Annotated in this window: 19 protein-coding genes; 9 read left to right on the top strand and 10 right to left on the bottom strand. The window is 71.8% G+C overall.

Annotated features, from left to right (window positions below):
• Positions 1-21 precede the first annotated feature (21 nt).
• Positions 22-1,164 (bottom strand): glutathione-independent formaldehyde dehydrogenase, encoded by a 1,143-nt coding sequence (locus tag IGS69_RS14160; protein ID WP_190899750.1) that lies wholly within the window; start codon positions 1,162-1,164, stop codon positions 22-24.
• Between the two features lie 91 nt (positions 1,165-1,255).
• Between IGS69_RS14160 and IGS69_RS14155 the strand changes: the two genes are divergently transcribed.
• From IGS69_RS14155 to IGS69_RS14140, 4 genes are all read left to right on the top strand, one after another.
• Positions 1,256-1,441, top strand: a complete 186-nt coding sequence (locus IGS69_RS14155) for a hypothetical protein (RefSeq protein ID WP_190904492.1) — start codon at positions 1,256-1,258, stop codon at positions 1,439-1,441.
• A 44-nt stretch (positions 1,442-1,485) separates the two neighbouring features.
• A complete protein-coding gene (locus tag IGS69_RS14150) occupies positions 1,486-2,001 on the top strand; it encodes a YbaK/EbsC family protein (RefSeq protein WP_190899748.1) in 516 nt (171 codons plus the stop codon).
• A complete protein-coding gene (locus IGS69_RS14145; RefSeq protein WP_190899746.1) occupies positions 1,998-2,843 on the top strand; it encodes a DMT family transporter in 846 nt (281 codons plus the stop codon). The genes IGS69_RS14150 and IGS69_RS14145 overlap by 4 nt, the downstream gene beginning before the upstream one ends.
• Before the next feature lie 72 nt (positions 2,844-2,915).
• Positions 2,916-3,191 (top strand): DUF1876 domain-containing protein, encoded by a 276-nt coding sequence (locus IGS69_RS14140; RefSeq protein ID WP_190899744.1) that lies wholly within the window; start codon positions 2,916-2,918, stop codon positions 3,189-3,191.
• Positions 3,192-3,223: 32 nt separating this feature from the next.
• Here the strand turns inward: IGS69_RS14140 and IGS69_RS14135 are convergent, their stop codons facing one another.
• The 6 genes from IGS69_RS14135 to IGS69_RS14110 form a co-directional block, all read right to left on the bottom strand.
• Positions 3,224-4,387 carry a serine hydrolase domain-containing protein gene (locus IGS69_RS14135; RefSeq protein WP_190899742.1) on the bottom strand — a complete coding sequence of 388 codons (1,164 nt, stop codon included), beginning with the start codon at positions 4,385-4,387 and terminating at the stop codon, positions 3,224-3,226.
• Between the two features lie 43 nt (positions 4,388-4,430).
• Positions 4,431-4,877 carry an organic hydroperoxide resistance protein gene (locus IGS69_RS14130; RefSeq protein WP_190899740.1) on the bottom strand — a complete coding sequence of 149 codons (447 nt, stop codon included), beginning with the start codon at positions 4,875-4,877 and terminating at the stop codon, positions 4,431-4,433.
• A gap of 102 nt (positions 4,878-4,979) precedes the next feature.
• Positions 4,980-5,441, bottom strand: a complete 462-nt coding sequence (locus IGS69_RS14125) for a MarR family winged helix-turn-helix transcriptional regulator (protein WP_190899738.1) — start codon at positions 5,439-5,441, stop codon at positions 4,980-4,982.
• Entirely contained in the window at positions 5,438-6,220 is a 783-nt protein-coding gene (locus tag IGS69_RS14120; protein ID WP_190899736.1) for an energy-coupling factor ABC transporter ATP-binding protein, read from the bottom strand. Before IGS69_RS14120 ends, IGS69_RS14125 begins: the two co-directional genes overlap by 4 nt.
• On the bottom strand, positions 6,208-6,969 hold the full coding sequence (gene cbiQ / locus IGS69_RS14115; RefSeq protein ID WP_190899734.1) for a cobalt ECF transporter T component CbiQ: 762 nt from the start codon (positions 6,967-6,969) through the stop codon (positions 6,208-6,210). Before cbiQ ends, IGS69_RS14120 begins: the two co-directional genes overlap by 13 nt.
• A gap of 1 nt (position 6,970) precedes the next feature.
• The gene (locus tag IGS69_RS14110) at positions 6,971-8,035 is read right to left on the bottom strand and encodes an energy-coupling factor ABC transporter permease (RefSeq protein ID WP_190899732.1); all 1,065 of its coding nucleotides are present in this window, start codon (positions 8,033-8,035) and stop codon (positions 6,971-6,973) included.
• Positions 8,036-8,202: 167 nt separating this feature from the next.
• Here IGS69_RS14110 and IGS69_RS14105 point away from each other — a divergent pair, with 167 nt between their 5' ends.
• Complete coding sequence (locus IGS69_RS14105) at positions 8,203-8,568, top strand: SsgA family sporulation/cell division regulator (RefSeq protein ID WP_190899730.1); 366 nt, start codon at positions 8,203-8,205, stop codon at positions 8,566-8,568.
• Between the two features lie 18 nt (positions 8,569-8,586).
• On the opposite strand, the gene IGS69_RS14100 is transcribed toward IGS69_RS14105, so the two are convergent.
• The 3 genes from IGS69_RS14100 to IGS69_RS14090 all read right to left on the bottom strand — a co-directional run bounded on the left by IGS69_RS14100 (position 8,587) and on the right by IGS69_RS14090 (position 13,868).
• A complete protein-coding gene (locus IGS69_RS14100) occupies positions 8,587-10,254 on the bottom strand; it encodes a penicillin-binding transpeptidase domain-containing protein (protein ID WP_190899728.1) in 1,668 nt (555 codons plus the stop codon).
• A 100-nt stretch (positions 10,255-10,354) separates the two neighbouring features.
• Entirely contained in the window at positions 10,355-11,989 is a 1,635-nt protein-coding gene (locus IGS69_RS14095; protein ID WP_190899726.1) for a penicillin-binding transpeptidase domain-containing protein, read from the bottom strand.
• Positions 11,990-12,119: 130 nt separating this feature from the next.
• Positions 12,120-13,868: a dolichyl-phosphate-mannose--protein mannosyltransferase gene (locus IGS69_RS14090; protein ID WP_190899724.1), complete on the bottom strand. Its 1,749-nt coding sequence runs from the start codon at positions 13,866-13,868 to the stop codon at positions 12,120-12,122.
• 111 nt (positions 13,869-13,979) lie between these two features.
• Here IGS69_RS14090 and rsmI point away from each other — a divergent pair, with 111 nt between their 5' ends.
• The 4 genes from rsmI to IGS69_RS14070 all read left to right on the top strand — a co-directional run bounded on the left by rsmI (position 13,980) and on the right by IGS69_RS14070 (position 18,234).
• Positions 13,980-14,828, top strand: coding sequence for a 16S rRNA (cytidine(1402)-2'-O)-methyltransferase (rsmI, locus tag IGS69_RS14085; RefSeq protein WP_190899715.1), 849 nt, complete (start codon positions 13,980-13,982; stop codon positions 14,826-14,828).
• A 311-nt stretch (positions 14,829-15,139) separates the two neighbouring features.
• The gene (locus tag IGS69_RS14080; protein WP_190899713.1) at positions 15,140-15,568 is read left to right on the top strand and encodes a hypothetical protein; all 429 of its coding nucleotides are present in this window, start codon (positions 15,140-15,142) and stop codon (positions 15,566-15,568) included.
• Between the two features lie 92 nt (positions 15,569-15,660).
• Positions 15,661-16,551, top strand: a complete 891-nt coding sequence (locus IGS69_RS14075; protein WP_190899711.1) for a TatD family hydrolase — start codon at positions 15,661-15,663, stop codon at positions 16,549-16,551.
• Positions 16,552-16,674: 123 nt separating this feature from the next.
• Positions 16,675-18,234, top strand: coding sequence for a resuscitation-promoting factor (locus IGS69_RS14070; protein WP_190899709.1), 1,560 nt, complete (start codon positions 16,675-16,677; stop codon positions 18,232-18,234).
• The last annotated feature ends 19 nt before the right edge of the window (positions 18,235-18,253 follow it).

Raw genomic sequence — 18,253 nt, 5'->3', positions numbered from 1 at the left:
CGGCCGGCCCGGCCGGGTCTCCTATGCCGCCTGTGGGTGGAGGACCACCTTCGTGTAGCCCTCGACGCGCTTGTCGAACTTCTCGTATGCCGCCGGCGCCTGGTCGAGGGGCAGTTCGTGCGAGACGACGAAGCTGGGCTTCGCGCGATCCTCGATGATCATGTCCCGCAGGTGGCGGTTGTACCGCTTGACGTTGCACTGCCCGGTGCCCATGCGGAGCCCCTTCTCGAAGAGGCGTCCGACGGCCACCATCAGCATGCCCTGCTTGGAATGCTCGTCCGGACCGCCCGGGTCGCTCGGGACGTACAGGCCGGGCACCCCGAGAGCACCTGTCGCCCGGACCGTGTCGACCAGGGAGTTCAGTACGATCGCCGGTTCCTCGCGGTCCTCGCCCTGGGCCTGTGCCTGGTAGCCCACGGCGTCGATGCCCTTGTCGGTTCCCTCGCCGCCGGTCTGCTCCTTGATCTGTTCCGCCGGGTTGCCCTGGGTGAAGTCGATCGGGATCGCTCCGATCTCCCGCGCCTTCTGGAGGCGTTCCGCCACCCGGTCGACCACGAACACCTTGCTCGCACCGCGCAGCAGCGCGGAGTAGGCCGCCATCAGCCCGACCGGGCCGGCGCCGTAGACGGCGACCGACTCACCGGGGCGCACGTCGGCCAGTTCGTTGCCGTGGTAGCCCGTCGGGAAGATGTCCGCGAGCAGGACGAAGTCGGTCTCCTTCTCGTTGCCCTCCGGAAGCTTGAGGCAGTTGAAGTCGGCGTACGGGACGCGGATGTACTCCGCCTGGCCTCCGGTGTAGGGCCCCATCGCGACGTAGCCGTAGGCGCCGCCGGCGAAGCCCGGGTTCACCGTCAGGCAGAAGCCCGTGAAACCCGCCGAACAGTTCTTGCAGAACCCGCAGGCCACGTTGAACGGCATGACCACCCGGTCGCCCTTGCTGAGGCTGGTGACCCCCTCTCCTGTCTCCTCGATCACTCCGAGGTTCTCGTGGCCGAACACGATGCCCGGCTCCGCGGCCGTGCGACCCTCGTACATGTGCAGGTCGGAGCCGCAGATGGCCGTTGACGTGACCCGGACGAGCACATCGTTCGGGTGTTGGATCCGTGGGTCCTCCACTTCCTCTACCGCTACCTCGAAGGGCCCCTTGTATACGACAGCCCTCATCGTCAAGCACCTCCGTCTGTGCCGTGGCTCATATACCAGGCTGGTGCATGATGAGACGATTTGCATCTAAAGGAGAAAGGACGTGAGGGTTTTGTCCCGTCGTATCGGCACCCTTCTCGTGGCGGTCTCCGGGCTGTCCGGCACCACCTACCCGGTCGGGACCCGCGTGGCCATCCGGGGCAACGGCGGATCCGTCGACGGCTTCGTCGACGGTGACTGGCTGCCGCTCGCCTGGTGGGAGTTCGCGGACGTCCGGCCGGAGGACACCACCAGCTGAAACGGCCTCGCGTGTCTCCTACACGTACCGCTAGCGTGCAGGGCATGACGACGACAGCCGCCACTGACGCCGGAAACTCCGGAGCCCACCCCCGCTTCGCCGAAGCCCTGCGGGAGCTCGGGCTCGGACACCTCGTGGAGCAGGTCCGCCGGTTCCCCGACGCCACCCGCACCGCCACCGAGGCCGCCGCCGCGGTCGGCTGCGAGCTGAGCCAGATCTGCAAGTCGCTGATCTTCGCCGCGGACGGGGTCCCGGTGCTCGTGCTCATGGACGGGGCCTCCCGGGTCGACCTGGAGCTCGTCCGCGAGGAGCTCGGCGCCGACAAGGTCACCCGGGCCAAGGTGGACGTGGTCCGGGAGACCACCGGGTACGCCATCGGCGGCGTGCCCCCCTTCGGGCACAAGACCAGGACCCGCGTGCTCGCCGACCGCTCCCTGCTGGAGCACGACGTCGTCTGGGCCGCGGCCGGGACGCCGTACGCCGTGTTCCCCATCGCCCCCGAGGACCTCGTCGCCCACGCCGGCGGCACCCTGGTGGACGTGCGCGAGCGCACCTCGTGACCCCTGTGGTCACCACCGCCGTTCTGCTCGCCGCCGTCACCCACGCCAGCTGGAACGCCATCGCCCACAAGATCACCGACAAGCTGGCCGGGTTCGCGCTGATCTCGGGCGGCGGCGTCCTGATCGGGCTGGCCCTCGCGCCCTTCGTGGCGTTCCCGGCCGCCGCGGCATGGCCGTATCTGCTCGCCTCCGCCGCCGTCCACATCGCCTACTACGCCCTGCTGATGAAGTCCTTCCGGCTGGGCGACTTCGGGCAGGCCTACCCCATCGCCCGGGGCACCGCGCCCCTCGTCGTGACCGTGCTCGCCGCCCTCTTCGCCCACGAGGTGCCCGACGGGTGGGCCGCCGCCGGGATCGCCCTGTCGTGCGCCGGGCTGACCGGTGTCGCCCTGTGGGGACTGCGCGGACGGCGGCCCGACTGGGCGGCGATCGGCGCGGCCCTGGCGACCGGGCTGACCATAGCGGTGTACACCGTCGTCGACGGGCTGGGCGTGCGGGCCTCAGGGTCCTCCCTCGGGTACATCGCCTGGCTGATGGCGGTCCAGGGGGTCGTCATCCCCGCGTACGCCGCGTGGCACTGGCGCGGGAGGACCGTCGCCCTGCTGCGGCCGTTCGCCGGGGTCGGACTGATCGGCGCCGCGCTGTCCGTCGCCGCCTACGCCCTCGTCCTGTGGGCGCAGGCCAAGGCCGAACTGGCCCCCATCGCGGCCCTGCGCGAGTCGTCGATCATCGTCGGCGCGGCGATCGGGGCCGTGTTCTTCAAGGAACGGTTCGGGGCGCCGAGGATCGCGGCGGCCGGGCTGCTGGTGGTCGGCATCGGACTGATGCTGCACGCCGGATAGGCCGCCGTCAGACGGGTGCGGCCGGCCCCTGCGAGGAGCACCCTGGAACTAAGCGTTCCGGAGGTGATCGTCATGATGCACACCACCGTGGGGTGGCACGTCGAGATGGAGTTCTCGGAGGACGACCAGCACACGAAGGCGGCCGCGATGGTGCGCCTTCCCGACGGCAGCGAGGTACGGGCGCACGGGCACGCCAGCCGGCACCAGACCGACGCGAATCAGCCGCGCGTCGGGGAGGAGATCGCCGGGGCCCGGGCACTCAACGAACTCGCCATGGCGTTGCTGACCAAGGCCCACGAGGAGATCGACCAGGCGTCCGGCCGGATCTCCCACCCCATCCACGTCTAGGGCCCACAAGGGGGCGGAGTCACAGCGACCCGCTACAGCCCCAGCACTCCCCGCACCGCCCGCACCAGCCCCTGCGCCCGCGGGTCCGCCGTCACCGTCCTGCGGAAGCCGTTGGTGACGTAGCCGAAGGCGATCCCCGTCTCCGGGTCGGCGAATCCGAGGGCGCCGCCGCGGCCCGGGTGGCCGAAGGAACCCGGGGTGAGCAGCGGCGAAGCGCTGCCGTGCAGCATGTAGCCGAGGCCGAAGCGGGTGCCGACCACCAGGATCCGGTCGGGGCCCGCCGACTCCTCGGCCCGGGCCAGTTCCACCGTCTGAGGCGTGAAGAGGCGGGCGGAGCCGGCCGTGTCGCCGATCAGGGTCGCGTAGAAGCGGGCCAGTCCGTCCGCCGTCGCCATGGCGTTGGTGGCCGGGAGGGCGGCCGCCCGGTAGGCGGGGCCGTTCTGGTCCGGGAACGGGGAGATCGCGGCGAACGCCCGGCGCGTCAGGGAGGCCGGGTCCTCGTAGGCCTCCGTGACCGAGCGCTTCGGGCGGGCCCGCAGACCCCCGGTCGGCTCGGCCCCCTCGACGCGGCCCACGCGCCCGACGCGGCCGGCCTCCGACGCCGGCAGACCGAGCCAGAGGTCGAGGCCCAGCGGGCCGGTGACCTGCGACGCGAGCCACTGGCCCGCGCCCTGTCCGGTGACGCGCCGCACCAGTTCGTCGAGCAGCCAGCCGTAGGTGAGCGCGTGGTAGCCGTGGTCGGTGCCGGGCTCCCAGGCCGGGGCCTGCGCCGCGACCGCCGCCGGTCCCCGCAGCGGGTCGAGGGCCTCCTGCGGGGTGAGCGGCCGGTCGAGGACCGGCAGCCCGGCCCGGTGGTTCAGCACGTGCCGGACCAGCACCCGCTCCTTGCCCCGCGCCTTGAACTCCGGCCAGTAGTGCCCCACCGGCGCGTCCAGGTCCAGCTGCCCGCGCTGGTGCAGCAACAGCGGTACGGCCGCCGCGACACCCTTCGTCGCCGAGCGCACGACCTGGGCGGTGCCGCGCTCCCAGGGAGCCGTGCCGTCGACGTCCCTGGTGCCGCCCCACAGGTCGACGACCTTCTGCCCGTCCCGGTAGACGGCGACCGCGGCGCCCCGGTCCCCGAGCGTCTCGAAGTTCCGTAGGAACGCTTCCCTGACCGGCTCGAAGCCCTCGGCGACCGTGCCGTTCACGTCCACGTCCGTACTCCTCGTATGACCGCTGTGCCTGTGGTGATCCCCCCTAGCCAAGCAGGATGGTCACGTCGATGTTCCCGCGGGTCGCGTTCGAGTACGGGCAGATCTCGTGGGCCGCGTCCACCAGCCTGGTCGCGAGGTCCGGGTCGACGACCGGCAGGGAGACGCTGAGGGCGACCGCGAGGCCGTAGCCGCGCTGCCGGTTGGGGCCGATGCCGACCTTCGCGGCGACCGTGGAGCCGGCCAGGTCGTAGCCCTCGCGGTTGCCCACGAGGATCAGGGCGTTGTGGAAGCAGGCGCTGTAACCGGCCGCGAAGAGCTGTTCCGGGTTGGTGCCGTTGCCGTCGCCGCCGAGCGCGGGGGGCATCGCGACCTTGAGTTCGAGTTGGCCGTCCTGGCTGGTGACGTAACCCTCGCGACCGCCGTGGGCGGTGGCCTCCGCCACGTACATGATCTTCGTCGGGCGGCTGTCGACGGCGGGGCCGTCAGTCATGTTGTCCTCCCCCGGGAACCAGGTGTGCACAAACACATCGTGCACAAGGTACTGGCCGGTAGTGCATGGGTGATACCAGGGGGTGTAAACCGGGGGTAACCCTCAGCGGGCCCGGTCCGCCGCCGACTCCGCCCGCTCGGCCAGCCGCCACAGCTCGGCACGCAGCCGCCCGGTCTCCGCCGCGTCGAGACCGGTCGCCGTGAGCAGCGCGCCGGGCACCCGCCCCGCGCGCTCCCGGAGTTCCTCCCCGCGCCCCGTCACGGCCACGAGCACCGACCGCTCGTCCCGCGCCGACCGCTCACGCCGGACCAGGCCGGCCGCCTCCAGCCGCTTCAGCAGCGGCGAGACCGTGCCGTAGTCGAGACGCAGGGCCGCGGCCAGCTCCTTCACGGTGATCTCGCCGCGCTCCCACAGGACCAGCAGCACGAGGTACTGGGGGTAGGTGAGGCCCAGCTCGTCGAGGAACGGGCGGTACGCCGCCGTCACCGCGCGCTGGGCGGCGTACAGCGCGAAGCACAGCTGCTCGTCCAGCAGCGGCGATCCGTCGCTCTCCTCGTTCGTCACGCGCCCATTGTCACGGACGGGCCAGCGGCCGCCGGGACGGAACGCGGATCGAAACCGAACGGCAGCTCCAGGCGGTGCGCCCGCATCAGCTCCTCGTCGGACAGCAGCTCGCCGGTCGGCCCGTCGGCCGCGATCACCCCGTCGCTGAGGATCAGGGACCGCGGGCACAGCTCCAGGGCGTAGGGCAGGTCGTGCGTGACCATCAGCACGGTCACGTCCAGCGACCGCAGGATGTCCGCCAGTTCGCGGCGCGAGGCGGGGTCGAGGTTGGAGGAGGGCTCGTCCAGGACGAGGATCTCCGGCTCCATCGCCAGCACCGTCGCGACGGCCACCCGGCGGCGCTGCCCGAAGGACAGGTGGTGCGGCGGGCGGTCCTTGAACTCCGCCATGCCGACCCGCTCCAGCGCCCGGTCCACGCGCTCCTCCAGCGCGGGACCCTTCAGCCCGGCCGCCGCGGGCCCGAACGCCACGTCCTCGCGGACCGTCGGCATGAACAGCTGGTCGTCCGGGTCCTGGAACACGATGCCGACCCGGCGCCGGATCTCGGCCATGTTCCGCTTGTCCACGGGCAGCCCGGCGACCCGCACCGTGCCGGCGCCGCCGGTCAGAATGCCGTTGAGGTGCAGCACGAGGGTCGTCTTGCCGGCGCCGTTCGGCCCGAGCAGCGCGACCCGCTCACCGCGCGCGACCGAGAAGTCGACGCCGAAGAGGGCCTGGTGTCCGTCGGGGTAGGCGAAGGCGAGGCCGGAGACCTCCAGAGAAGCAGTCACAGGGACCATCCCAGCAGACAGACGAGGAGGGCGGCGCAGGGGAGGGCGAGGGCGTACGACCACTGCGCCCGGGACGCGGTCACCTCGTCGATGACCGGCATGGAACCGGCGTAGCCGCGGCTGACCATCGCCAGGTGCACGCGCTCGCCGCGCTCGTAGGAGCGGATGAACAGCGCGCCGGCCGACTTGGCGAGCACGCCCCAGTGCTTGACGCCCTTCGCCTCGAAGCCCCGTGACTCCCGGGCGATCCGCATGCGCCGCATCTCGTCCGTGATGACGTCGCCGTAGCGGATCATGAAGGACGCGATCTGTACGAGGAGCGGCGGGAGCTTGAGGCGCTGCAGGCCGAGGAGCAGTTCGCGCAGCTCGGTCGTGGCCGCGAGCAGCACCGAGGCGGCGACGCCGAGGGTGCCCTTGGCGAGCACGTTCCAGGCGCCCCACAGGCCGTTCACGCTCAGGGACAGGCCGAGGACGTCGACCCGCTCGCCCTCCGCCACGAACGGCATGAGCACCGCGAACGCGACGAACGGCACCTCGATCAGCAGCCGCCGGAGCAGGAAGCCGGCGGGCACGCGCGCGACGTACGCGACGACCCCGAGCAGTGCGGCGTACAGCCCGAACGCCCACATCGCCTCGCGCGGCGTCGACACCACGACCACCACGAAGGCGAACACGGCGGCGAGCTTGGTGTGCGGCGGCAGGCCGTGCACGGGCGAGTGCCCGTGCCGGTACAGCTTGTGCGCGTGCCCGGCGCCCATGTCAGACGCTCGTCGTGCTGGTCGTCTCCGACGGGGAGGCGTCGTCGGTACGGCGGCGGCGCACGGCCCAGAACACGCCGGTGCCCGCGACGACCGTGACGCCCACGCCGATGACGCCCGCCAGCCCCCCGGACAGGCGGGCGTCGTCGACGTCCTCGACGCCGTAGTCGGCGAGCGGGGAGCCGGCCACCGCGTGCTCCTCGGCCTTCTTGTCGATGCCGTGGTCACCGGCGACCTTCTCCAGGCCGTCGGGATCGGCGGAGGCGTAGAAGCTGACGAATCCGGCCAGGAGCAGGGAGGTGACCAGACCGCCGGCCCACACCTTGCGATGCGAGGTCCGCGCGGCCACCGGCGCGGGCGCGGGCTCGGCGCCGGGCGCGTCGACGAGCTCGCCGCCGACCCGCAGCTTGAGCTTCCGCGTCAGTCCGCGTGCCCCGTACACCAGGTCCGGGCGTACGGCGATGACCGCGCCGACGGTGAGTGCGGTGATCACGGCCTCGCCGATGCCGATGAGGACGTGCACGCCGACCATGGCGGTGGCGACCTTGCCGATGGAGACGTCGGTGGTGCCGCCGATGGCGTACATCAGCGTGAAGGCCAGCGCGGCGGCCGGGACGGAGACCAGGGCCGCCGTGAACGAGGCCACCGTGACCGACCGGCGGGTGCGGGGCAGCACCTTCACCAGTCCGCGGAAGAGGGCGTAGGCGACGACCGTCGTGACGATCGCCATGTTGGTGATGTTGACGCCGAGCGCGGTCAGACCGCCGTCCGCGAACAGGATGCCCTGCATCAGCAGGACGACGGAGACACACAGGACCCCGGTGAAGGGGCCGACGAGTATCGCCGCCAGCGCGCCGCCCAGCAGATGGCCGCTGGTGCCCGCCGCGACGGGGAAGTTCAGCATCTGCACGGCGAAGATGAACGCCGCGACCAGTCCGGCCAGCGGCGCCGTGCGCTCGTCGAGTTCGCGGCGTGCGCCGCGCAGGCTCACGGCGACGGCGCCCGCGGCGATCACGCCGGTGGCGGCCGAGGTGGGCGCGTTGATGAATCCGTCAGGTACATGCACCCTTCGATGATGTGGCTTGATGCGAATGGTTTGCAAGAGCGCGTCTATCGTTTTATCTCACTCTCGATATACGCGCCCAAGAGCCGCAATACGGAAAATATGCGACATTGGAGGAAGGGTGGACGGAGAGTTTCCACCCGGATTGCGCACGGTGAAGGGGCCGTCCGATGTCCGTAGTCGAGCAGTACGCGCGAGCCCATATCGTCTCGGACGCGGCTGTGCCGCTCGTCGACGAGCTGGAGGCGGTTCCGGTCACCCTGAGGTACGACCCCGACCACGATCCCCGTTCGGTGCGCATGACCCTGCCCGGCACCGGGGGACATGAGTGGATCTTCGGCCGCGATCTGCTGGAGGAGGGAATGCGATCCCCCACCGGGAGCGGCGAGATACGGGTGTGGCCGTGCGGCCGGGTGCAGGTCGTCGTGGAGTTCCACTCCGCCCAGAGCGTGTCGGTGGTGCAGTTCGAGCGGCAGGCGCTGCTGCGGTTCCTGCGGCGGACGTACATGGCCGCCGCGGAACCCGTGACGCACTGACCCCCTGCGCTACGGCGTTCAGCCGCCCGTCTTCAGCAGCGCCGCCACCAGCGGGCCGGCCGTGGAGCCGCCGTGCCCGCCCTGCTGGACGACGCCCGCGGCGGCCAGGTCGCCCCGGTAGGCCGTGAACCAGCCGTTCGGCTTCTTCTGCCCGTCGACCTCGGCCGAACCGGTCTTCGCCCCGGCATCGCCGCTCACCCCGGCCATCGCCTCCGCGGCCGTGCCGTACCTGGCCGTGTACGACATCAGCTCACGCAGCTGGGACAGGGTGCTCGCCGGCATCGTGCGCGAGGCCTTCGCCAGCGTGCGTCCGTCCACGTCCGGGGAGACCAGATAGGGCTGGTGGAAGGTGCCGGACTTGACCGTCGCCGACACCGACGCCATGTTCAGCGGGTTCATGCGGACCCCGCCCTGCCCGATCAGCGAGGCACCCATCTGGGCCGCCGACTGCACCGGCACCGCGCCGTCGAAGCTCGGCACACCGACCGCCCAGTTGTTCAGCCCCAGGCCGTAGACCTGCTGGGCCTCCTTGGTCAGGTCGTCGTCCTTCAGCTTCGGCGCCTGGCTGATGAAGGCCGTGTTGCAGGAGCGGGCGAAGCTCGCCTTGAAGGTGCCGTCCTTGATCTCGAACTTGTCGTCGTTCTGGAACTTCCAGTGGCCGTACGTGAAGTACTTCGGGCACGGGTGCTTCTTGTCCGCGGAGGCCAGGCCCTTCTCCAGCAGCAGCGACGAGGTGATGACCTTCATCGTGGAGCCGGGTGCCAGGGAGCCCTGGAAGGCGGTGTTGAAGTTGGGTGAGGCGTTGGCGGCGGCCAGGATCTCGCCGGTCGACGCGCGCAGCAGGACCACCGACGAGCGCGCCTTCTTCCCGACCTGCTTCTCGGCGGCCGCCTGCAGGGCCGGGTCCAGCGTGGTCTTCACCGTGCCGGGCGTGCCCTTGCTCAGCTCCAGCAGGGTCTTGTCGGAGAGGTCCTTCGCCTTGGCGGCCTTGCCGCGCACGACCCGGAGCTCGATACCGGCCTTGCCACCGGCCTCCTTGCCGTACTTCTCGCGCAGTCCGTCCAGGATCGGGCCGATGGACGCGTACTTCTGCTTGGTCAGCTCGCCGCCGTCCCGGTCGAGGGCCTTGACCGGGGGCGTGCCCGCCTCGCCGGTGACCAGCTCGTCGCCGTCCTTCAGGTCCGGGTGGACGACCGCGGAGTGCCAGTCGACCAGGGGCTTTCCGTCGGCGGTGCGGCGCGTGACGGTCAGGGCGCTGTCATACGCCAGCGGCTTGTCGGTGCCCTTGTAGGAGACCGTGCCCTTGACGGAGAACGGCACCTTGTCGCCGGTGGGCTTGCCCGGGGTGAGGGTGACGTCCTTGACGTGGGCGTCCTTGGTGTAGCCGGTGAGCAGCGGCCTGGCCGCGGTGGGGTCGTCGGTGACCGCGGCGGCCTCGGGGATCTTTCCGGACTGCCAGGCGGTGAGGAAGGCGCGGGCAGTGGTGGTGACCTCGGCGCGTGACAGCGGGCCGGTCTTCACCTCGGCCTTCCCGTCCGACGCCCGCGTTCCGTCGTCGGCGGACGCGCCACCGCCGTACAGCGCGTAGGCACCGGCCCCGGCGCCCACGACGACCACGGCGATCATCCCGCCGATCACGGCGGGTCTCGTCTTCCGTCGCTCGGCGACGCGCCTCCTGTTGCCCACTGCTGTTCGTTCCTCCGCGATTCCCCAGGGTCCCCGTTGCCCTCAGCTGTCTCATCAAACGACGGCCACCACCCTAGAGTCCCGTCCCGCTGAGGTGAGATCAGCCACCTGTTCGTAGCACGGCTGCGACAATCGGCCCGGCCGCGTCGCCGCCGTGGCCGCCCTCCTCCGTCATGGCCGCCGCCGCGACGTCGCCCCGGAAGCCGGTGAACCAGCTGTTGGACTTGGCGTTGCCGTCGACCTCGGCGGAACCGGTCTTGGCGCCGATGTCGCCGCCGAGTCCTGCCATGGCCTGCGCGGCGGTGCCCTGCGTGGCGGTGAGCCGCATCATCTGCTTGAGCTGGGCGGCGGTGCCCGACCGCAGGCCCCGGGCCCGGGCGAGCTCCCGGTCGTCCAGCTCCGGAGAGATCAGGTAGGGCTGGCGGAAGGCGCCGGTGATCGCGGTCGCCGTGACCGACGCCATGTTCAGGGGGCTCATCTGGACCTGGCCCTGCCCGATGGCGCCCGCCGCCCGGTCCGGCCCGTCGACCGCGGGGACGCGGCCGTCGAACGACACGATGCCGGTCTTCCAGTTGTCCCGCCCCAGACCGAAGCGCTCCTCGGCTTCCTGGGTCAGTGAGGCGTCCGTGAGCGGTTTCTCGTCGATGAGCTTGATGAAGGCGGTGTTGCAGGACCGCAGGAAGCTGTTGGCGAGCGTGGCGTTCTCGTTGGGCTTCATGGTCGTGAGGTTCTTGAAGGTCTGGCTCTGCCACACGGCGGTGTCGGGGCAGGGGGCCGGGCCGTTCATCGAGGTCACGCCGTTGTCGATGAGCATCGCGGCGGTGATGATCTTCATGGTGGAGCCGGGTGCGGCCTGGCCCTCGAAGGCCGCGTTGAAGCCGTCCGTACGGTTGTTGGCCACCGCCAGCACCTCGCCCGTGCTGGGCTTGACGGCCACCACCGACGACTGGGCGAACCGCTTGACCCCCTTCTCGGCCGCCGCCTGCGCGCTCGGGCTGATGGTGGTGGTGAGCTTGCCCGGCCTGCCCTCGGCGAGGGTGAGCAGCGGGGTGTCGGGGGCGCCGTCGCCCTCGTGCCGGATGACCAGCTCGATGCCCGGGCTGCCGCCGGCCTTCTCGCCGTACTTGTCGCGCAGGGCGTCCAGGACCGGGCCGAGGGAGGGGAACTTCTCCTTCGTCAGCTCGGTGCCGTCGCGGCCCACGGCCTCGATGGGCGCCGTGGCCGACTGCTCGGTGACGAGGGTGTCGTCCTTCCTCAGCTCGGGATGCACGACGGACGGCTGCCAGTCGACCAGCGCCCGTCCCGTGGTCAGCCCGCGCACGACCTTCAGCTCGCTCTTGTAGCTCAGCGGCTCGGACTTCCCGCCGTAGGCGACCTTCGCCTTCACCGTGTACGGCACGGTGGTGCCGCGGGCCGCGCCGGGTGTGATCTTCACGTCGGTGATGTGCGCGTCGTCGGCGAAGGCGCCGAGCAGCTGCTCGGCGGCCGCGTCGTTGTTCGTGTACGACGCCGCCTCGGCGGCGGCTCCCGTCCGCCAGGCCGCGAAGAACTTGGCGGTGGTCTCCTCGACCTCGTCCTCCCCGGGCGGCCCCGTCCGCTTCTCCGAGGCGACCCCGCCGGCGCCGCCCCCGCCACCGTTCAGCGCGTTCACGACGTTGTAGGTGCCGTACCCGGCCCCACCCACCATCACCGCGAACACCCCGCCTATGACGGCGGCTTTGACCCCCTTGTTCATCGGGTGGTCCCCTCCCCGTTGAGCCCCCCGCGCTTCCTTTGAACGCGTTCAGAAAGCTCGATCCCGGGAGCACTCTATGCGCAAGCGGTTACCACGGGGACGGGAGTTTCGATTTTTGACCGAACACCGATCAAACCCACGTGTCCAGCCACATCCGCGACCGCCAGTCGTCGATCGGGATCGCCTGGCCCGTGTACAGCGGCCAGAAGTAGATGAAGTTCCAGGCGATCAGCAGGACCAGGACGCCCGCGCCCGTGGCGCCCGCGACGCGGCGGGTGTCGGAGGAGCGGGGTGGGCCGATGATCGCGCCGAGGAGCATCGCCACCGCCAGGCACAGGAACGGCAGGAAGACGACGGCGTAGAAGAAGAAGATCGTGCGCTCCTGGTACATGAACCAGGGGAGGTAGCCGGCCGCGATGCCGCAGGCGATGGCGCCCGCGCGCCAGTCGCGGCGGAAGAACCAGCGCCACAGCACGTAGAGGACCGCGAAGCAGGCGACCCACCACAGCATCGGCGTGCCGAGGGCGAGGACCTCGCGGGCGCACTTCTCGCCCGCGTCGGCGGGGCAGCCGTCCTTGCCGGGGGCCGGGGACTCGTAGAAGTACGACACCGGGCGGCCGAGGACCAGCCAGCTCCACGGGTTGGACTGGTACGTGTGCGGCGAGGACAGGCCCACGTGGAACTCGTACACCTGGTGCTCGTAGTGCCACAGGCTGCGCAGCCAGTCGGGCAGGAACGTCCAGCTGCCGCCCTTGCCGCCGGTCGCGGCCCAGTTGCGGAAGTAGCCGCCGGAGCCGTTCGTCGCGGAGAGGATCCAGCCGGTCCAGGACAGGACGTAGGTGAGCAGGGCGACCGGGACCGTGGCGAGGAACGCGAGGCCCGTGTCGCGCTTGAGGACCGCCGCGTACGGGTGACGGGCACCGGCGACCCGCCGCGAACCGACGTCCCACACCACCGCCATCAGGCAGAACGCGGCCAGGATGTAGAGCCCGTTCCACTTCGTGCCGATGGCCAGGCCCAGCATCAGGCCCGCCGCAAAGCGCCAGGGGCGCCATCCCAGGCGGGCCGTCTCCGCCGTGTGCCGGTCGGGCCGGGCCCGGCCGTCCTCGTCCAGCGGCAGCGCGGCGGCGAGCTTCTCACGGGCCTTGTCCCGGTCGACCAGCAGACAGCCGAACGCGGCCAGCACGAAGAACATCAGCACGCCGTCGAGCAGCGCCGTGCGGCTCATCACGAAGTGCAGCCCGTCCACCGCCATCAGCGCGCCCGCGAGACACCCCAGGAAGGTGGAGCGGAACAGGCGGCGGCCGATCCGGCACAGCAGCAGCACCGACAGCGTGCCGAGCAGCGCCGTCATGAACCGCCAGCCGAACGGGTCGAACCCGAACATCAGCTCGCCGAGCCCGATGACGTACTTGCCGACCGGCGGGTGCACCACGTACGCCGCGTCCGTCGGCAGCGTGACGTGCCCGCCCGAGGACAGGACCAGGTCGTTGGCGTTCTTGTCCCAGTTGAGCTCGAATCCGCGGTGGACCAGCGCCCAGGCGTCCTTGGCGTAATACGTCTCGTCGAATATCACCGCCCTGGGGCTGCCCAGGTTCCAGAACCGCAGCACCCCCGCCAGCAGCGTGACCAGCAGCGGGCCGATCCAGCCCGACCAGCGCACCAGCCGCTTCGCGAGCTTGTGCGGGACGCCGAGCGCCGCCCACAGGCGCGGGGAGGGCTCGGTGTACGGCGGCACCAGGCGGTCACGGACGTCGCCGGCGTCGCTTCTGGGCTGCCCCTGGTAGCCGAAGCGGCGCAGCCGCTGCTGCCAGGACGGCCGCTGGTCGAGCGGCGCCTGGCCCTGACGGGTGTCCGTGGAGGACGTGGTACTGGTCACCGCGCCATCGTAGGGAACCGTTCTGTGTGAGTCCCGTGCATGGCCGGTATGCGTCCGCATCCTCCGCCCCTGGGAGGAGTCCGCACCCCCCGCCCCTGGGAGGATGGGAGCGTGATCGGAACCCTCGTACTCGCAGGCACCCCCATCGGCGACATCGCGGACGCCCCGCCCCGGCTCGCCGAGGAACTGGCCGGAGCCGATGTGATCGCCGCCGAGGACACGCGGCGGCTGCGCCGGCTGACCCAGGCGCTCGGCGTCACGCCCAAGGGCCGGGTGGTGTCGTACTTCGAGGGCAACGAGTCCGCCCGCACGCCGGAGCTGGTCGAGGAGCTGGCGGGCGGCGCGCGGGTGCTGCTGGTGACCGACGCGGGGATGCCGTCGGTGTCCGACCCGGGGTACCGCCTGGTCGCCGCCGCGGTCGAGCGGGACGTGCGGGTCACCGCCGTGCCCGGCCCGTCCGCGGTGCTCACCGCGCTCGCGCTGTCCGGGCTGCCCGTCGACCGGTTCTGCTTCGAGGGGTTCCTGCCGCGCAAGGCGGGGGAGCGGCTCGGCCGGCTGCGGGAGGCCGCCGGCGAGCGGCGCACGCTCGTCTACTTCGAGGCGCCCCACCGGCTCGACGACACGCTGTCGGCGATGGCCGAGGTCTTCGGGACGGAGCGGCGGGCCGCGGTGTGCCGGGAGCTGACCAAGACGTACGAGGAAGTACGGCGGGGCGGGCTGGGGGAGCTGGCCGCGTGGGCCGCGGAGGGGGTGCGCGGGGAGATCACGGTCGTCGTGGAGGGCGCGCCGGAGAAGGGGCCCGAGGAGGTCGGGCCGGAGGAACTGGTGCGGCGGGTGAGGGTGCGGGAGGAAGCGGGGGAGCGGCGCAAGGAGGCGATCGCCGCGGTGGCGGCGGAGGCGGGAGTGCCGAAGAGGGTTGTGTTCGATGCCGTGGTCGCTGCGAAGAACGCGGCGGGGTGACCGGGTCCGGGGCGGGGGCCGGAGTGCTTGGCGGGGGCGGGTTGTGTGTGGTTGACCGCGCCCGCGCGGCGGAGCCGCACATGGATACGGACCCGCGCCCCTGAAGGGGCGCTGAAACACCCTCTGAGCAGGGCGCATGTCGTTTGAGCGTGCGCCCCATGCGTGGGCAAAGGGGAAGGGGCCCAGGGGCAAGGGACGCCCAAATCGGGGCCAATAGTCGACAGGTCTGCTGCCATCGGTCCGGCCCAGGAGTCCACTGGTTCGCGGGGACGGAATCGTCCTCACGCCACAGCGGACCAACAGGAGCTGGCATGAGTGAGATCGCAGGGCAGACCGGGCTCCGCGCCGGTGCGACCGCAGTCGTCAACGAGTCCTACTCCTTCGCCTGCATGAGGTGCGGGCACGGCTGGGAGCAGTCGTACGAGATAGAGCACCACACGGACGGCGCGGGTCACGAGTTCGTCCTCTACGTCGCGGACGGGAAGGTCGTGCCCTCCCCGCTGAACAAGCCCGAGTGCCACAACTGCGACAGCCACGTCGTGCGGATCATGCGGTCCGGGCGGGTCGCCTCGGCGCGTGACGCGGCCCACCGGCCCTCCCGCGTGCCACCGCCCGGCGGGCCCGTGGAGGCACCCACCGCTGACGCCGAGCCCGGGCCGACCGCCGGCCAGGAGCAGCGCGAGCACCACCACTGGCATCTGTCCGACCTGCTGCACCCCTTCCAGCGCAAGGCGAGCTGACCCGTCCGGCTTCCCTCTTTCACGCCCTCCCCGGCCCTCCTCCCTCGGGGAGGGCGTGCCTTGCTCGCAGAGCCCTTTCGTAGGATCGGGGCATGCCTTCGAACGACTCCGGCCGCCAGGACAAGAACGCGGCCCCGCCCCTCCCGGAGCCCCTCCGGGTGCCGGTCGCCGACTCCCACACCCACCTGGACATGCAGTCCGGCACGGTCGAGGAGGCGCTGGCGAAGGCGGCGTCGGTCGGAGTGACGACGGTCGTGCAGGTCGGCTGCGATCTGAAGGGCTCCCGCTGGGCGGCCGAGACGGCCGCCGCACACGACGCCGTCCACGCGACGGTGGCCCTGCACCCGAACGAGGCGCCCCGGATCGTGCACGGCGACCCCGACGGCTGGTCGCGGCAGGGCGCCCGCGAGCCGGGCGGCCGGGCGGCCCTGGACGACGCGCTCGCCGAGATCGACCGGCTCGCCGCGCTGCCCCAGGTCAAGGGCGTCGGTGAGACGGGCCTCGACTACTTCCGCACGGGACCGGAGGGCATGGACGCGCAGGAGCTGTCCTTCCGCGCCCACATCGAGATCGCCAAGCGGCACGGCAAGGCCCTGGTCATCCATGACCGCGAGGCCCACGCCGACGTCCTGCGCGTGCTCAAGGAGGAGGGCGCTCCCGAGCGGACCGTCTTCCACTGCTACTCCGGCGATGCCGGGATGGCGGAGATCTGCGCGAGCGCGGGCTACTTCATGTCCTTCGCCGGCAACGTCACCTTCAAGAACGCCCAGAACCTGCGGGACGCGGTGGCGGTGGCCCCGCTGGAGCTCCTCCTCGTGGAGACGGACGCGCCCTTCCTCACCCCGGCGCCCTACCGCGGCCGGCCCAACGCCCCGTACCTCGTGCCGATCACCGTGCGGGCCATGGCCGAGGTGCGCGGCATCGACGAGGACACGCTGGCCACGGCCCTCGGCGCCAACACGGCACGCGCGTTCGGATACTGACCCGCCCCCGACCTCACCGCACGACTGTGCGTAGCCGCGTCGCTTTGGAGAGTGACGACCGCTCCGCTAGGTTCTGGGGGCCCGATCCGGACCCCTCTGGACCCCTCCGGCCCCTGGAGCGGCGTGAGCAACGCGCGGTACGAGACGTACGAGACGTATGGCCCGGCCTATGCCGACCCGGTGTACGGCGGTTTCGACGCGCCACCGGCCGGCCTGCACAGCGCGGAGACGCTCGCCCACGGGACACCCGGGGCATCCGGCGTCTACCAGGACACCTACCGGCCCGCCTACGAGGTTCCGACCCTGCGCGACGGTGAGGCGCCGACCCTGCCCGACCGTGAGGCACCGACCCTGGCCGCCTACGAGGTGCCGGCCGTGGCCGCCTACGAGGCGCCGACCCTGCCCGATCACGAGGTGCCGACCCTGCCCGGCCTGCCCCGGCAGGGCGTTCCGGACGACGAGCCCGGGCCCGGGCTCGCGGGGTACGCCGACCCGGGCGCGGATGCGCGCGCCGGGTCGCGTGCCGCGGCGCGCAACGGCTCGCACCGCAGGTCCGCGCGCCGGCGCAAGGCGCGCTACGCCGAGCGCCCCGACGGCCCCATGCGACGGCTGCTCCCCCAGGCCCTGGTCGTCGCCTTCCTCGCGGGCGGCACCACGGCGTTCGTCGCCGAGGACAAGGCGATCGAGCTGAACATCGACGGCGAGACCCGCACGCTGCACACCTTCGCCGACGACGTCACCGAGCTGCTGACGGAGGAGGGCGTCGAGATCGGGGCCCACGACGTGGTGGCGCCCGGGCCCGGCACGGAGATCAGCAGCGGCGACGAGGTCGCCGTGCACTACGCCCGCCCGGTGCGGCTGACCCTCGACGGACACCGCCGTCAGGTGTGGACGACCGCCCACACGGTGGAAGGGGCGCTGCGGCAGCTCGGCGTACGGCAGGAGGGCGCGTACGTCTCCACCTCGCGCGCCCGGCGCATCGGACGCGAGGGGCTCGCGCTGGACGTGCGCACCGAGCGCACGGTCACGATCATGGCGGACGGCCGCGCCCGCACCGTACGCACCAACGCCGCGACCGTGCGGGAGGCCGTCGAGGAGGCCGGGATCACCCTGCGCGGCCAGGACACCACCTCGGTCCCGCAGGGCAGCTTCCCGCGCGACGGGCAGACCGTGACCGTGCTGCGGATCACCGGAGGCAAGGAGGTCCGCGAGGAGCCGATCCCCTTCCAGGTGCGGCGGACGGAGGACCCGACGCTGTTCCGTGGCACGGAGGTCGTGGAGCGGGCGGGCGAACCCGGCCTGCGCCGGGTCACCTTCGCCCTGCGCACGGTCAACGGCGTCCGGCAGAAGCCGCGCCGGATCAAGTCGGAGGTGGTGCGCGAGCCCCGCCCGCAGGTGGTGAAGGTCGGCACCAAACAGCGCCCGGCCTCGGTGCGGGGCGCCGACCACCTCGACTGGCAGGGCCTCGCGGCCTGCGAATCCGGCGGCCGGCCCGACGCGATCGACTCCTCGGGCACCTACGGCGGCCTCTACCAGTTCGACACCCGGACCTGGCAGGCCCTCGGCGGCAGCGGCCGCCCCCAGGACGCACCCGCGGCGGAGCAGACGTACCGGGCGAAGAAGCTGTACGTCCGACGGGGCGCAAGCCCATGGCCCCACTGCGGCGGCCGCCTGCACGGATGACGACCCGGCTGCGGGCCAT

It is taken from the genome of Streptomyces tuirus (assembly GCF_014701095.1).
GTDB classification, from domain to species: Bacteria; Actinomycetota; Actinomycetes; order Streptomycetales; family Streptomycetaceae; genus Streptomyces; species Streptomyces tuirus.
The sequence above is the reverse complement of the archived record's forward strand: the minus strand, read 5'-3'. Positions and strand labels throughout refer to the sequence as shown.